Origin of the sequence: Streptosporangium jomthongense (assembly GCF_042650425.1) — a bacterium.
Taxonomy (GTDB): domain Bacteria; phylum Actinomycetota; class Actinomycetes; order Streptosporangiales; family Streptosporangiaceae; genus Streptosporangium.
The window spans coordinates 1-14031 of the sequence record NZ_JBHSBC010000063.1 but is presented as its reverse complement, the minus strand read 5'-3'; the positions used below and the strand labels follow the sequence as shown (position 1 = coordinate 14031).

The 14031-nt window shown below is 69.0% G+C and carries 17 protein-coding genes; 9 read left to right on the top strand and 8 right to left on the bottom strand.

Annotated features, from left to right (window positions below; genetic code table 11):
- Window positions 1-707: 707 nt before the first annotated feature.
- The 5 genes from ACFOYY_RS41445 to ACFOYY_RS41425 all read left to right on the top strand — a co-directional run bounded on the left by ACFOYY_RS41445 (window position 708) and on the right by ACFOYY_RS41425 (window position 4627).
- Window positions 708-1892 carry a hypothetical protein gene (locus ACFOYY_RS41445; protein ID WP_386197024.1) on the top strand — a complete coding sequence of 395 codons (1185 nt, stop codon included), beginning with the start codon at window positions 708-710 and terminating at the stop codon, window positions 1890-1892.
- On the top strand, window positions 1889-3244 hold the full coding sequence (gene dnaB, locus ACFOYY_RS41440; RefSeq protein ID WP_386197022.1) for a replicative DNA helicase: 1356 nt from the start codon (window positions 1889-1891) through the stop codon (window positions 3242-3244). Before ACFOYY_RS41445 ends, dnaB begins: the two co-directional genes overlap by 4 nt.
- Before the next feature lie 162 nt (window positions 3245-3406).
- Entirely contained in the window at window positions 3407-3844 is a 438-nt protein-coding gene (locus ACFOYY_RS41435; RefSeq protein WP_386197021.1) for a hypothetical protein, read from the top strand.
- A 261-nt stretch (window positions 3845-4105) separates the two neighbouring features.
- Window positions 4106-4363, top strand: a complete 258-nt coding sequence (locus ACFOYY_RS41430) for a hypothetical protein (RefSeq protein WP_386197019.1) — start codon at window positions 4106-4108, stop codon at window positions 4361-4363.
- A 60-nt stretch (window positions 4364-4423) separates the two neighbouring features.
- Window positions 4424-4627 (top strand): hypothetical protein, encoded by a 204-nt coding sequence (locus ACFOYY_RS41425; RefSeq protein ID WP_386197017.1) that lies wholly within the window; start codon window positions 4424-4426, stop codon window positions 4625-4627.
- 143 nt (window positions 4628-4770) lie between these two features.
- Here ACFOYY_RS41425 and ACFOYY_RS41420 read toward each other — a convergent pair whose 3' ends face one another.
- Window positions 4771-5010, bottom strand: coding sequence for a type II toxin-antitoxin system RelE family toxin (locus ACFOYY_RS41420; protein WP_386197015.1), 240 nt, complete (start codon window positions 5008-5010; stop codon window positions 4771-4773).
- A complete protein-coding gene (locus ACFOYY_RS41415; protein ID WP_386197013.1) occupies window positions 5007-5300 on the bottom strand; it encodes a type II toxin-antitoxin system Phd/YefM family antitoxin in 294 nt (97 codons plus the stop codon). Before ACFOYY_RS41415 ends, ACFOYY_RS41420 begins: the two co-directional genes overlap by 4 nt.
- 156 nt (window positions 5301-5456) lie before the next feature.
- Between ACFOYY_RS41415 and ACFOYY_RS41410 the strand changes: the two genes are divergently transcribed.
- From ACFOYY_RS41410 to ACFOYY_RS41400, 3 genes are all read left to right on the top strand, one after another.
- Entirely contained in the window at window positions 5457-6167 is a 711-nt protein-coding gene (locus tag ACFOYY_RS41410; RefSeq protein WP_386197011.1) for a hypothetical protein, read from the top strand.
- Between the two features lie 223 nt (window positions 6168-6390).
- Window positions 6391-7866 (top strand): hypothetical protein, encoded by a 1476-nt coding sequence (locus ACFOYY_RS41405; RefSeq protein WP_386197009.1) that lies wholly within the window; start codon window positions 6391-6393, stop codon window positions 7864-7866.
- Window positions 7867-8056: 190 nt separating this feature from the next.
- A complete protein-coding gene (locus ACFOYY_RS41400) occupies window positions 8057-8596 on the top strand; it encodes an AAA family ATPase (protein ID WP_386197008.1) in 540 nt (179 codons plus the stop codon).
- Between the two features lie 118 nt (window positions 8597-8714).
- Here the strand turns inward: ACFOYY_RS41400 and ACFOYY_RS41395 are convergent, their stop codons facing one another.
- Both ACFOYY_RS41395 and ACFOYY_RS41390 read right to left on the bottom strand, forming a co-directional pair.
- Window positions 8715-9419, bottom strand: coding sequence for a phytanoyl-CoA dioxygenase family protein (locus tag ACFOYY_RS41395; protein WP_386197006.1), 705 nt, complete (start codon window positions 9417-9419; stop codon window positions 8715-8717).
- A 12-nt stretch (window positions 9420-9431) separates the two neighbouring features.
- Window positions 9432-10406 carry an NTP transferase domain-containing protein gene (locus tag ACFOYY_RS41390; protein WP_386197004.1) on the bottom strand — a complete coding sequence of 325 codons (975 nt, stop codon included), beginning with the start codon at window positions 10404-10406 and terminating at the stop codon, window positions 9432-9434.
- A 34-nt stretch (window positions 10407-10440) separates the two neighbouring features.
- Here ACFOYY_RS41390 and ACFOYY_RS41385 point away from each other — a divergent pair, with 34 nt between their 5' ends.
- Entirely contained in the window at window positions 10441-11793 is a 1353-nt protein-coding gene (locus ACFOYY_RS41385) for a hypothetical protein (RefSeq protein WP_386197002.1), read from the top strand.
- On the opposite strand, the gene ACFOYY_RS41380 is transcribed toward ACFOYY_RS41385, so the two are convergent.
- The 4 genes from ACFOYY_RS41380 to ACFOYY_RS41365 form a co-directional block, all read right to left on the bottom strand.
- Window positions 11750-12325, bottom strand: coding sequence for an AAA family ATPase (locus tag ACFOYY_RS41380; RefSeq protein WP_386197001.1), 576 nt, complete (start codon window positions 12323-12325; stop codon window positions 11750-11752). The two genes, ACFOYY_RS41385 and ACFOYY_RS41380, sit on opposite strands and share 44 nt — an antisense overlap.
- A gap of 148 nt (window positions 12326-12473) precedes the next feature.
- Complete coding sequence (locus ACFOYY_RS41375; RefSeq protein WP_386196999.1) at window positions 12474-13637, bottom strand: methyltransferase domain-containing protein; 1164 nt, start codon at window positions 13635-13637, stop codon at window positions 12474-12476.
- Window positions 13637-13774 carry a hypothetical protein gene (locus ACFOYY_RS41370; protein ID WP_386196997.1) on the bottom strand — a complete coding sequence of 46 codons (138 nt, stop codon included), beginning with the start codon at window positions 13772-13774 and terminating at the stop codon, window positions 13637-13639. Before ACFOYY_RS41370 ends, ACFOYY_RS41375 begins: the two co-directional genes overlap by 1 nt.
- 28 nt (window positions 13775-13802) lie before the next feature.
- Window positions 13803-14031, bottom strand: a 229-nt coding sequence (locus ACFOYY_RS41365) for a hypothetical protein (protein WP_386196996.1), incomplete at its 5' end; no start/stop codon positions are given.

Genomic DNA, 14031 nt, shown 5'->3' with positions numbered 1-14031 from the left:
CCCGCTTCTGCACTCAGCTCGAAAGGTTTGGCGGCCAGGAGAGCTGCGGAGCTTTGGCGTGTCTGTATTCACGACTGGAGTATGACGATAGCAGGCCAGCCGTTGAGCTCACTACGCCCTGAACACGACACGCCGGGCCGCGAGATCAACCACACCAGCAGACTCCCTGCTCACACGGTAGGGAGCGCCCCCCAGCGCGTCGAACGAAACACGATTGGGTTCCAGGCGCTCGAGGTCGTCCTCACGACTTCCTGGAAGGCCAACGGTGGCGCCCCGGCCGCCGGGGGGAACAGCCTGCGGGCGTTGACCGCACTGCGTACCCGACTGCGCAAGACCGACGCCTGGTCCCGCACGTCCGGCCGCTCAGTTCGAGGCCGGACAGTAGGCGGTCCTCTCTGTTCCAATGCAGCCTGCCCGTTCCTCCTTGAGCCGACACCGACCTGAAAAAGGGCCTGTGACCAGCCAAGAAGAGGTAAGCCTCCAGGCGTGATAGGACCCGCACCGTGACAGAGCCCAGCCGTTCGACTCGCCCCGCCCGTCGGCCCGAAAGCCCATATAAGGGCAAGACGGCAACCCGACAGGTCTGCTACACCGGAATTGACAAGCTTCCTGACAGAACTGGACAAGGGCAAGAAAAAGGCCGGGAGTTCGCCGCTCCCGGCCCAGAAGTCCTCCCGCCCGCAAAAACGGAAAGAACTAACACAGGCATGAGGGTACCCAACCGCGCCCGCGGCACACACCAGCAGGCCCCGGACAAGCCCGCCGCCAACGGCGTCAAACCTCCGCGAGACGACGACCAGGCGCCGATCCGCATCGTGGGCGGCCGTCAGCCATCGCCCTTCTTCCAGGTGCCGACATGGCTGCTGTTCGTAGGGGCGACCCCGCAGGCACGAGCGCTCTACGACATCCTCGTCGCGCACCTCAACCTCAACAATGACGGAGACCCGACCGTCAACCCTTCGCGCGAAACGCTGGCCGAGCTGATGGGGATGGCGCAGGCCCGTTCGGTGGACCCCTACATCAACGAGCTGGAGAAGCTCGGGGCCGTCGACGTCGTCCGCCACAAGCCGGTGGGGAAGCTCCGGGCACGCAACACCTACATCGTTCACCACGAGCCGCCGGACGGGTACATCGGTCCGCGTTCGATGAAGGAGTTCTACCGACTCCGCGACAGTGTTTCTGCAGGTGGGGACGTAGTGCGCTCCAGCGCACTACGGAGTGACCAGGGAAAACATCCTGAGCCCTATTCCACAAAGCGGGCAAAAGTGGACAAGAAAACGATTTCCGCAGGTCGAGACGATGTGCGCTCCAGCGCACTACAGGCCGACCAGGGAAAACATGCAAAACGGCAGGTCGAGACGATGTGCGCTCCAGCGCACTACGTAATGCGCTCCACTGCACATGAAGTAGAACTGGGGGTAACCCCCACCCCCCCTACCCCCCACGTCACACAAGCGGGCGCGGCGGCTGGTCCAGAAAGGGAGGGGGGGGAGGTTTCGAGGACCCAAGAGCCTCTCGTCGCTGAGGTTCGCTCCATCCGTCCTGAATGGTCGGCCGCGTCAATCCGCAATGTGCTTAGCAAGCCTGCCGTCCAGGAACGAGACAACCCCGAGCTGATCCGCGCGGCGTTGCTCCTCGTTGCGCGTGACCCCAGCAGTCACGCTCCCGGGCGCCTCGCCCACGACGGGCCATGGTGGTCCCGAGCTGCCGCTGAGCTACAGCGGCAAACCCTCACCCCAGCCTCCGCTTACGGACCCCGGTGTGATGACCCGCAGCATGACTCCCTCGACCCGAACAGTCGGCTCTTGGTGAACCCCGAGACCCTCACTGCCCGGAAGTGCCCGGCCTGCCACCCCGACCTTGCCCCTGCCCCCGGAAGAGACCAGCGATGAGCATCGATCAGACGCCGTTCGTCGACGAGACGCCGCCCACCCGTTTGCCTCGTCACGACCTCAGCGCCGAGCAGGCCGTTCTCGGGGCGGTCATGATGTCCCCGCGTGCCCTCGATGACGTGGTGGGTCAGCTGCGTACGGCCGACTTCTACCGGCCCGCCCACCGGATCATCTACGACACGATCCTGCGCCTGTCTCGCGAGGACGAGCCGTACGACGCGGTCGCGGTCGGCTCCGCCCTAGTGAACGCTGGTGATCTGCCCCGAGTGGGAGGTGCTTCCTACCTGCACACACTCGTCGCAGACTTCCCTGTGGCGGCCCAGGCCAGCTACTACGCCAAGATCGTGCGTCGCGAGGCACGCATGCGCACTCTCGCCGAGGTCGGCCAGCGCCTGGCCCAGATGGGGCTGGAAGGCAACTCCGAGAACGTCGACGCCTACCTTGAGGAAGCCCACCGTCAGCTGGTCTCCCACGAGGAGACCACCGCCGACCCGCCGCTGATCGGTGAGGCGCTGCTGGAGTTCCTCGACGAGTTGGAGAACGGCACGGCCGAGGAAGCGAAGATCCCCGCGCCGTACAAAGACCTCGACAACCTGCTCGACGGGTTCCGCCCCGGCCAGCTCATCGTCATCGGCGCGCGCCCTTCGGTCGGCAAGTCCGTGGTGGCCACCGACATCGCCCGTGCGGCGGCGATCAAGCACCGGGCCCCGGTGTTCTTCGCCTCCCTGGAGATGAGCCGGATGGAACTGACCAAACGCATCGTCGCCGCCGAGGCCCAAATAGGGCAGCACCTCTTGCACAAGGACCGGATGACCCCGGAGAGCTGGGAGAGGATCACCAAGATCATGGATCGCGTCTCGGGCGCGCCCATGGCCCTCGACGCCTCGCCGCACGTCACGCTGACCTCCATCAGGGCATCGCTGCGCAGGATGCAGCGGCGCACAGACGTGGAGCCCCCGCGGATGCTCGTCGTCGACTACCTCCAGCTCATGGGCTCCACCTCCAAAGCGGAAAACCGCCAGGTCCAGGTGTCAGAGCTGTCACGCGGCCTCAAGCTCATCGCCAAGGAGTTCAGCATCCCGGTGATCATGCTGTCGCAGCTCAACCGTAACCCCGAGCAGCGCCAGGACAAGAAGCCCGCCGTCTCCGACCTTCGCGAGAGCGGCGCCCTGGAGCAGGACGCGGACATCGTGATCCTGCTGCACCGTGAGGACGTCTACGACAAGGAAACTCCCCGGGCCGGGGAGATGGAGATCATCGTCGGTAAGAACCGCAACGGGCCCACAGCCACCATTCACGCGGCCTTCCAGGGGCACTACTCCCGCGTCGTCGACATGGCCCCCGATTCCTGATACTGACCAACTGGAGACGCCGCCACGGCTCCGTACGCGCGTGGTCAGACAGAGCAGCCGAGGACGAGCAATCACCAGACACGGGGTACCACCGGGCTCAACCTTGAAGAGACGAACCCGCCGGGCGGCGTCGGGCCGCCGCCCCTGATTGTCAGGAGCCCCATGTCCCATGCCATTCGTGACCACGTTCGCAAGATCCTGCTCGCCCGCGCTGCAGACAATGAAGCCGAGGCCGCCAAGATTCAGGAGATCGAAGCTGCTGGCGGCAGGATTATCACCGGCGGCCAGATCGACAAGGACGAGTGGGAGATTCTCGACTGGCGTACCGAGGAACGTCTCGCCCATGGCCACAACGGGCTGGACGGCTACGCCGAGGCGTGCCTGCGCCTAGACCCGGAAGGCCGTTGGCACCACATAGACCCGCTCACCGAGGAGATCGGGCTGACCGAACCGTCCCTCACCGATGGCGTGCCGCTCAGTCTCGCCGAGGCCCTGCTGAACTGGGTTGAGTCCTTGAGCACTCCGGACGAGGAGATCGCCGAGATAGCCGGGTGGGACGTCGCCGAGGTCGCTCGCTGTCTCGGCTACGAGGATGACTGATCGCCAAGCTCGTTGAAGGGGTCGTGTCCAGCTGAGGACATGTGCGGCCAACGCCAGGGCGCGACTCCTCCGCCCAGGGGACGATCAAGGGCGGAGGGGACCCGCCGAAAGCTGTAGATCACTCCCTGGGCCCCGCAAGCGCCCTCCCCTATAGGGGAAGAGGCCTACCTGGGTGTGCGGCCCTCTCCGGCCCTCTCGGGGCCTCCTGGGTGTGAATCTACGTTGTAAGGGCGGGTGCTCCCGTCCAGGAAGGGGCTCCCGATGATCCTCGACGCTCCGACCTACCAGGACGAAGTGCCCGGTCATCTCCGTACCCTTGGGCAGTTGCGGGCCGCTGGCCTGCTCTCCGGTAACGCAGCAGTCCCGGCCGCCTGGTGGGTCCAGCCGTTCGCCGGCGACCTCTGGCGCACCGAGCTGTACGACGTCCGCCTGGCCGTTTCGCTGGTCCCGCAGCCCGCTTTACCAGCCGGACCAGAGCCGGTCAGGAGTGAGCCAGTGGTGATGACGATCGTCACCTAGACCAAGCCGGTACGGCGCCGCGTCGAAGGCCGTTTCACCGAGACCGGACAGCACACACCGGTGCGGGTACATGTGAGCGTGGACGGCGCTCGTACGGCGTGCGGTTCCGACATCCCTGAGCACGCCACGGTGAAGGCCGAGACCGTCGAGTGGCACCTGCACACCAACTGCTACAACTGCGCCTACCGGTTGTGGCCCTCCTACGCCCCGCCTGGCTACATCCGCCCGGCCAACAGCGGCGACTTTCCCATCCGCCGTGCCTGACGACGGTTCGCCGCAGTCCTTGGCGGAAGTGTGACGCAGTTCGCCTCCGTTTCCGCTGTCTTTTTCGCCAGCGGAAACGGAGGCGGTTTCGCTGGCTACTCTGCTGAGCAAAGCCGAAAGCGCTGGCCAGCCCGAGCTTTCGCTCACGTGTTGATCTGCAGGACCCACACCGAGACGTGGTCGGCACCGTGCGTGTAGACCAGGCGGAAGGTGTCGGCGCGGACTTCGAACGCGTCGGGGATGCCGCCGTACGGGCGGGCTGTCAGCGGTTCGGGGTCCTCGGTGAGGTCGAGCAGGGTGTTGGCGATCGTGGCGCGTAGGCCGGGGGCGCTCTGGCGCAGCAGGTCCCGGATCTCTGGGGTGAGGAGCAGGCGTCGTTTCAAGGGCGTTCGCCGTCGGCCAGGCCGAGGTCGGCGAACAGGGCGTCGCGGCTGTCGTAGCTCACCATCTCGCCTTCGCCCCGCTGGTGGGCGGTGATCGCGGCGGTGACGGTGCGCAGCTCCCGTTCGTGGCGCAGCTGCAGCAGCTCCTCGTACTCCTCGGCGGAGATGAGCACGGCGTGCTCCTCGTCGGAGCGCGTGATTGTGGTGGGTTTGTGCGCGTGGACGGCGCGGGAGACCAGCACGCCCAGCTTGTTGCGGGCCTCGACGATGCCCAAGGTGTCAGTGGTCATGCCCCTACCGTATGCGCGCTCTGCCCATCATGTACATAGTGCGCATGGTGCGCATGTCCGGGTGAGGACAGGTACAGACAACGCGAGAGCGCGACTTCGGCAGGCGGGGGACGATCGAGGGCATTCCCCTCACTACCCCCTTCGAAGGAGATTCGCATGCTCGCGGAAGCCGCTGACTGGGCCGCTGATCAGTACCAGAAGCTCCAGGCCTGGGCCAACGACCGGTTCGACGACGACCCCCGGCGCAACGAGATCGCGCTCAACGTGATCCGCGTCGCCTGCCTCGCAGCTGTGATCGCCACGGTGTTCGTGACGGCCTGGGTGGTCGTCACGCTGCTCGGCGCGTTAGCCGAAGGCCTCGCCCAGGGCGCGGTCAACGGCCTCGGATGGGTGCTGGGGCACCTGGCCGACTGGCACCTGACCGAAGTGGTGACCAAGCCGGTGAGGGACTACATCACCGCGCACGCGCCCGGCCTGCCCGCCGCGGCCGACGGCATCTGGGCGGCCTGGGCGACCGCCGGGCCGGTCCTGCTGCTGCTGTGCTGGCTGGCACGCTCCTGGGGCGCCCGCCTGGCCTGGGTGCTCTACGGCGCGGCCACGACCGCCATGGTGCACACCGCCAGCCCCGCCAGCGGACAACTCCTCGCCACCGGCATCACCGTCCTGTACTGGGCAGCCCTGTCCGTGCTCGCCTTCCGCGGCGTCGGCCGGCGCCCGGCCGTTCATGTCCACCAGGAGTCCACGGCCGCGAGCGCCCTGGCCCCGGTGACGGAGCAGCTGCGGCAGATGACCGAGCGGCTGGGCCTGATGCATGAGCGGCTGGACCGGATGCCGGCCTCCGACCCGGTTTCCCGCGATCCTTTCTAGATCGCTCCACAGGCCGGCCCTCGCGTCGGTTGCTGGGGTGGGAAGCCCGGTTTGGGCCTCTGCGGGTTTTCCGCGGCCCGCAGAGACACCCCGCTTCGTGGCTGGCTGTGGATTGCAGATGTCTTTACGTAGTAGATCCGTAATGTCGCGCCTGCTTCTGTGCCTCTGACCGGTTCCGGTCACCCTGGACGGCGGGGCCGGTGATCCCGTTTACCGTGACGCCATGGCCCTTGCGAACGAACCCGAGCGGCTCAGCGTGGCCGGATGCGCCCGGCTGCTGAACATTCCCTGGCGGCGGGTGCGGCACCTCGTCAAACGGCGCGTTTTCGCGCCGCCGACCGGGCACGACACCGCAGGCGAGCCGTACTGGCATCGCCGGGACCTCTACACCTGGGCGTCGGTCGACGGCGAGCTGCTCAGCCGGGTTCCCCTGGATCACTGGCGATCCCTCGGGATCCAAGCCCCTTACCTGGGGGCCGAGACGATCGAGAACACGGTCACGGCTCTGAGATGGCACACCGGCGTCGGGCCGGTGTGGATGCTGTGGCACTGGGACCTCGACGCCTCCACCTGCGAACGCGAACTGCCGTCGCTGGCCAAACAGCTGCCCGCCGCCGCAGCGGTGACGATGGTCGGCGCGGACTACGGCATCGACGGTCCGGCCCTGTACGGGGTGCTGCCGGGCGCCCCGGCCCAGCCGGTCTACGAGATGCCGTGGTCGGCCCTGTCGAACGTGATCGGCATGCCCGCGCCGTACTGGCCGTCGCGGCTGCGTCGGCCCGACCTGATGAACGACTGGCGTCCGGGGAACCCGCCGGTCGTGGCCGCAGCCGACCCCGACATGGACATCACGTCGGTGCTACGCCTGGCGGTGACCCTCGACGAGGGCAGCCCGGCCTGGCGGACGCTGGTGAACCTGGCCCAGACCTGGCAGCACCGCGCCACCAAAGCCGCCAAGAGCGACCTGAAGCTCCTGGCGAAGCACACCCCCGCCGCGACGGTGACGGTGGCCGCCACCCCGCTTGCCGTACCGGCCGTCGAGAAGGACGACCTGCCCCGGGACATCCAGCGTGCCGGATGGCTGGAGCTCCTGGACCGCACGGACGACCTGGCTCTGGCCTGCGTCAACCAAGCCCTGCAGTGGGACGGCGGGGAAGACTTCCCCTACAACATGCGGGAGATCGTCGACCCGGCCACTGAGCGGGGCGCCGAGTGGGTGGCCCGGCTGGTCCCGGCCCGGCGGACCGCGGCGTTCGAACTGCTGAAGGAACGCGATCAGGAGGCCGTGCTGTTTCAGGACCCGCTGACCGACGCTCCGGTGGTTCGTGAGGGGGTACGGGGACAGACGCGCTATCGCATGGCCGTTCCGTACCGGCTGCCCACGACCAGCCCCCTGGCCGAGCTGATCCTGGAGAAACCAGTCTGGGTGCGGACCCAGGACGGCACCCTGTATCCCGCCCCGCAGTTCACCCCGTACGGACCGAAGTGGGGGTATCAAGGCTCCGGGCCGACGATCCTGGCGACCCTGGCCGACCTGCTGCTGGACGACATCACCGCCCCCGCCCCCACCAACTACGACCACCCGACTCCCAAAGGGCTGGAAGAGCTCGCGCAGCGGAAATGGCCGCCCGGCACGGTCCTGACCCGGGCGCAGCTGGAAGCGGCCCGTAGAGGCCGCCCCATCCCGGAAACCGACTGATCACCAGGACCCTGATCCGCCCTCCTGAAAATGGCCTGCTTTCTCGCTGGTGTTTCCGCTGGCGGAAAGTCAGGCCATTTCGCTTGTCGGAAGGCCAGCGGTAAGGCAGGCGAAGCGGCACTGGGCCGCAGGCTCGTGGCAGGCTGGGCACGAGAGCGCGGTGGCGGGCAGGGGATCAACGGGACGGCAGGTGGCAGCGAAGATGCGCGGGCCAAGGAACGGCGGCGGTGACGCAATTCCCCGTCGTCGGCCGGTGGTGTACTTGCTGGTCGGGCTGACCGGTTCGGGCAAGACCACCTATGCCCAGCAGGTTCTGGAACCGGCCGGGGTTGTGCGGCTGTCGGTGGACGAACTCGTCCACCAGCGTCACGGCCGCTACGGCGTGGACTACCCCAAGCAGGAGTACTTCGCTCGAGAGGCGCCGGTGCTCGCCGAGGTCTGTAAGCACCTGGCCCATCTGGTGGAAGCCGGGCAGGACGTCGTGGTGGATTACGGATTGTGGCTGCGGCGTGAGCGCGAGGAATGGAAGAAACTCATCGAGCAGGCCGGCGGCCGGTGGCGGCTGCTGTATTTCGACGTTCCCCGCCAGGAGCTGCTGCGTCGGCTGGCCGAACGTAACCTGCGTGATGACGCCAACGCGCTGGCTGTGTCGCCTGGGGCGTTGGAGGACTTCTACACCCGGTTCGAGCCCCCGGGCGAGGACGAGGGCGCCGAGGTCCCGTCCGGCTGACCACCAGGGCCCCGTTCGCCCTGGTGGCACTCCCGAAAGGTGGCCTGCTTTCCCGCTGGCGGAAAAGCAGGCCATATGGCTTGTTGAAAAGCCAGCGGGAAGGCGGGCGAATCGGCTGTCAGTTGTTACCGCGGTAGGAGAACTCACCCGCGACCAACACCTGATCGCTGGGCGCTCGTCGGCGGTCGAGTTCGTCGGCGGCGCGGTAGCCCAGGGTCAGGCTCGCGCGTGTTCCGCGCCCGGTGTTGGGGCCGGCGGTGTGGAAGACGAGCCCGTCGAAGATCAGGGCGTCACCGGCGGTGGCCGGAACGGGGAGCGCCTGGGCGTCGAACCCGGCGTAGCGGTCGTGCTCGTCCATCCACGTGCCTCCGCCGCCGGGCTGGGGCACACCCATGCCGGGCAGGTAGTGAGAGCCGGGGACGATGTGGGTCGCGCCGCCTCCGACGACGGCGTCCTCCAGGTAGACGACCACGGTGAGCAGACCACGGGTCCACTGCAGGATGTCGCGGTGCAGCCGGTTCTCGGTCTGGCCGGGCGGGTTGAGGGTGGCGTGGTTGTGCCGGTTGGTGACGTACACGACGTTGGGGCCCAAAAGCGAGGTGAGAGGCCCGACCAGGCGCGGGTGCCGGATCAGGTGGCCGATCACGGCCGGGTCGCGGCCGAGCAGCCCGTACAGCTTTCCGCCGCCCGCCGCCTGGTGCTGGGCGGTGACGAACGCCGTGAGCCTGCGGCACGCGGCCCCGTCGAGCACGTTGGGCAGACGCAGGTATCCCATGTCGCGGAAGTGCCGGACCTGGAGGTCGTTGAGCGTGACCGGTTCCATCAGGGTTCTCCTTCAGGCGTCAGCGGCGGATGCGCCGAAAGCGGAAGGGCGGAAAGCGGTACGGCCGAACGCGCGCAGCCGTTCGGGGGTGCCCAGGTCCGGGGCCGGGCAGGCGATGTCGGCGACCGCGACGCAGTGACCGGTGGCCAGCAGCCACGGCACCACGTCCCGATACAGATCCACGGGCCCCGGCGCAGGCAGCGTTCGGACGTAGGCGGTGAACGCCCGCCGGTACCCGGCGGTGTTGATCACCATGACGCCGACGCCCGTCACCGGCTCCCCGGCCGCGCATTCCGGTGCGGTGCCGGACTCGTCGGCGTGGATCAGCAGGCCGTCGCGGGCCCGGAGCCGCCCGATGTTCTGCGCTGCGGGTCCGGGCCTGCTGGTGACCGCCCAGGTGAGCAGATGGCCCGCTTCCCGGTGTCTGGTGATGATCGCGGGGAGCTGCTCGAAGGGGAACAGCGTGTCAGCGGGGGCGACGGCCACGACCTCGTCGTGCAGGTGGCCGAGCGCGGCGTAGACGGCTCCGGCGGTGCCGAGCGGCTGCCGCTCGCGCAGGATACGCAGGCTGATCTCGCCGGTGTGGGCGTGGACGTAGCGGCGGATCAGATCCCCGCCGGTCTCCGGAGCGCCGGTCAGCAGGCAGATACGGCGCAGACCTGAACGGGCCAGATCGGTGAGGGCCTGGCCGAGCATCGGCTGCCCGGAGGCGAGGCGGACCAGCAGCTTCGGGGTGTCCGCCAGCTCGGGATCGTCCTGGGCCGCGCGAAGGCGGAGCCCTTGGCCGCCGGCCAGGACGAGCACGGGCGGCGGTTCGGGGTGGACGGAAACGCTGGTGTACCAGTGGGTGGTCGAACGAGGCAACGTCTCTCCCAGCAAAGCCTGGGAGCACGCGACACGGTCGCCGGGCCGGACACTTCCCACGGCCTTCACCTCCGTTGCGTGACGGGTCCCGTACGCCTTGACGATCTCGTGGTGCGGGGTCATCGTCGAGAGCGTCCCGATGTGAAGGGATGTGAACGTGGCTCCTCGGCGCAGACACCCGGTCCTCAACCAGGCGCTGGCGGCGGCGATCGCCGAGGCCGGTTGGACCCATGCGGTCGCGGCGGCGGCGATCAACCGGGTGGCCGCGGAAAACCTCCTTCCGCTGCAGCACTACGGCCCTTCCGCCGTTGGGCACTGGCTGACGGGAACGGTTCCGCAGCCGGAGGGTGTCCGCGCCGCTGTGGAGGCGTTCCGGCGCGGGCTACGACGGCCGGATCTCACCGCGGCCGACCTCGGCTGGCCCGCCACGTCGTGCGAGGCGGCCGATGATCCGTGGCGCGGCGATCCTGTCGCCAAGCTGACCGCTCTTGGGGAGGACGACATGCTGAACCGGCGTACGGCGCTGGCCGCCGGAATGTACTCGCTGACGGTGGCAGCCCTGTCCGGCCCCGCGCAGAGCATCCAACGCGCCGGAACCGGAACACCTCGCCGGGTGGGTGCCAACGATGTGCGGCGCATCGAAGAAACCACCCGGCACTTCTGCGACCTTGACGACCTGTACGGCGGCGGCCACGCCCGCACGGCGGTCGCCGCCTACCTCGTGCACGACGTCACGCCGCTGCTTGCCGGGACCACCGGCCGTACGCACCCGCCCCTGTTCAGCGCGGCGTCCCGCCTGGCCTACCTGGCCGCGTACATGGCGATGGACGCCGGAGCGCACGGCACCGCCCAGCGCTACTACGTGCACGCCGCCCGCCTCGCCGACGAGGCGCGCAACCCGGAACTGAAGGCGGCCGCGCTGCGGTCCATGGCGGTGCAGGCACTGGAACTCGGCCACGCCCGACAAGGGCTCGACCTGGCAGAGGCCGCAGCCACCGCGCTGGGCACCGCAGGGCCGCAACGCACCCAGGCGTGGATCACCGGGATGCGCGCCGAGGCCCACGCCGCGCTCGGCGACCGGCACCAGGCCCTGACGCTGCTGCGGCGCGCCGAGACCGATCTGGAACGGGCCGACTCGGCACCGGAAGCCGAGTGGAACGGCAACTACCGCCGCGAAAGCCTCGAACACCAAACCGGCCTCGCCCTGACCGCCCTGGGCGAGCACACCACCGCGATCAGCCACTACGAAACGTCCGTACTCTGTCGGCGGCCCGTCGAACGGCGTACCCGCGTCATGATCGCAGCGCGGCTCGCTCACGCCCAACTGCGTGACGGCCAGGTCGACCGCGCAGCCGCCACCGTTCTCACCCTCCAACCTGACCTGGCGGCGGTGTCCTCCGCCCGGGTCCGGACATCGCTCGCGCAGGTGCGCCGGCAGTGGCAACCGCACCGGGGCGTGCCCGGCGTCACGGAGGCGGACCGGGCCGTGGCGGCGTTCCTGCGCGGATAAGGACGGCGAGCGCTGTCACGTCGACGGGCCGTGTCGCATCGACGCGGTACACCCTGCTCCCGAGGGCGAGCGGTTCGGCCTGGCTCGCCCATCGCTGCCAGTCATCGTCGCGGGTGCCGTTGCTGCCGGCGTGGACGGCGTGCCGGTCGGTCAGGCGGGCGGTGAAGCGGTCCCGCGCGACCCGCACCGGCACCTCGCACCACACCTCACGCATATCCGCCGCCGCCACCCCCGCACGGCGAAGGCCCGCCACCACGACAGGCCGTAGCGGAGCCAGCCAGGGGCTTTCCAGCACCGCGTGACCCCGGGCGTCGGCCAGCAGCGTCCACAACGTCTCCGCGGCGGCCCGGCCCAGGAGGCTGCTCCACTGCCCAGCGGGACAGTCACCGGGCCGGGCGGCGCCGAGATGCTCCGCCAGGGTCTCCTTGACGGCGTCCTTGCTGAACAGGGGGAGCCCCAGCTCGGTGGCCAGAGCGCGAGCGAGTGTCGTCTTGCCCGAGCCGGGCAGTCCGTTGACCAGTACGGTGACCACGGCCCGACCCTAGCCTCCAGGCTGCTCAAAGGGGGGCGGTCTCGTGCAGCTCTCTGCGGTTTGTGCCAGCGTTTCCGCCGCTGTTTCCGCCAGCGGAAACGCTTGCCTTCCCGCCAGTCACGACCGAGGTCTCTGGCCGCTCCGCAGGTCAGCCGATGGTTCGGCTCGGTTCGTCCAGCCACACCCGTTGCCCGTCGGGGGCGACGGTCATCCCGAACCGGCCCCGGCCGGGCTGGCCCCATCCCACCCACTGGAAGTAGGCGTCGACGACCTCGTCCCACACGGGGCGATCCCCGTACTGGCGGACCTCGATGTCGCGTCGGCCTTCGGTCCAGGTCACCGCGGCGGCGTGACAGGTGCCCGGTTCGTACACCCACAGCCGGTAGGCGTCGTCCCAGATCAGGGTGCGCGAGTACAGGCCGGTCCGGGCGGCGACGGCCAGGTCGGCTCCGGCCGGGGCGTGGCCGATGGCGCGCGGGTCCACCTCGGTGGTGGTGGCCTGATGGTCACGGGTGTAGCTCAGGACCCCGGCGGGGGTGCGCTGGGAGCGCATCATCATGTAGGAGGCGAACCCGGAAAAACGGCCGTGCGCGAACCCGTCAGGGGTGACGATGAGCCGCAGTTCGTGGCCGGTGCCGAACCCGGGAACGTACGGCAGCACGATGACGCCGCCGGGGCGGGTCTGCTCCACCCACTCCTGCGGCACCGTGCGCACCCCGCAGGTGACGTGCACCCGGTCATACGGGCCGTCCTCGGGGTGGCCGCCGGTGCCGTCGCCGACGACCAGACGCACCCGGTCATGGCCGGCGGCGGTGAGGTTCTTGGCGGCCTGCTCGGCCACCGCCGGGTCGATCTCGACCGAGACCACCAGGCCGCCGTCGCCGACCAGGCGAGACAGCAGCGCGGCGGTCCACCCCGTGCCGGTGCCAACCTCCAGAACCCGGTGGCCGGGTTCGGCGTCCAGCAGGTTCAGCAGCCCGACTACGGTGCTGGGAGCCGAGGCCGAGGAGGTGTAGTCGACTCCGGCCGGCAGCCGTACAACACCGCCGGACCCGACCGCGGAGAACGCCGTCGCGCCGTCGTCGAGCTGGGTGACGATGGAGACGTCGGCGTAGACCGTCTCCCACCACCCGTCCGGGTCTGCGTCCCGGTTGACGGCGCGCAGACCTTCCTCATCGGGGACGAGGGCCAGCGCCGGGATGAAATCGTGGCGGGGCACCGCCCGCAGCGCCTGCTCGACCGGCTCCTCCAGACGGCCCACCCCCTTCAGGAGGGCGAGCAGGCCGTCGATGCGTTCAGGGACGCCGGGCACTACTCGTCGCCGTCCTTGCCGTCGGTGTCGTCGGCGTGCTCGCCGGTGGCGGTGCGGTTCTGGTCGGGGCTGTGGACGACGCCCGAGATGTCGAGCTCCTTGTCCTGGGGGCCCTTACCGTCGCCGTGCTTGCCCACGCTCGTCTCCCTCGCTGATCCAGTTTTCTCAGAGCGACCGTAGGAGCACCGAACGGGTACGGGCAAGAGACAGTCCTGTCACGCCCCCACGGGCTTCACGCCAGCGTTTCCGCCGTGGTTTCCGCTGGCTGAAACACCGGCGGAAACGCTGGCTTTCCTGCAGGCGACCGGCCGGGATCTGCGCTAAGCCGCCTGATCCGGTAAGCATCAGCTCCATGACCACCGTGCTGCCCGACCGGGCCACCCTGACCGTCACC

Coding starts and splice junctions, on each gene's coding strand:
- ACFOYY_RS41445 (WP_386197024.1), top strand. CDS start 708: ATGAGGGTACCCAACCGCGCCCGCGGCACACACCAGCAGGCCCCGGAC.
- dnaB (WP_386197022.1), top strand. CDS start 1,889: ATGAGCATCGATCAGACGCCGTTCGTCGACGAGACGCCGCCCACCCGT.
- ACFOYY_RS41435 (WP_386197021.1), top strand. CDS start 3,407: ATGTCCCATGCCATTCGTGACCACGTTCGCAAGATCCTGCTCGCCCGC.
- ACFOYY_RS41430 (WP_386197019.1), top strand. CDS start 4,106: ATGATCCTCGACGCTCCGACCTACCAGGACGAAGTGCCCGGTCATCTC.
- ACFOYY_RS41415 (WP_386197013.1), bottom strand. CDS start 5,300: ATGACCACTGACACCTTGGGCATCGTCGAGGCCCGCAACAAGCTGGGC.
- ACFOYY_RS41410 (WP_386197011.1), top strand. CDS start 5,457: ATGCTCGCGGAAGCCGCTGACTGGGCCGCTGATCAGTACCAGAAGCTC.
- ACFOYY_RS41405 (WP_386197009.1), top strand. CDS start 6,391: ATGGCCCTTGCGAACGAACCCGAGCGGCTCAGCGTGGCCGGATGCGCC.
- ACFOYY_RS41395 (WP_386197006.1), bottom strand. CDS start 9,419: ATGGAACCGGTCACGCTCAACGACCTCCAGGTCCGGCACTTCCGCGAC.
- ACFOYY_RS41390 (WP_386197004.1), bottom strand. CDS start 10,406: ATGACCCCGCACCACGAGATCGTCAAGGCGTACGGGACCCGTCACGCA.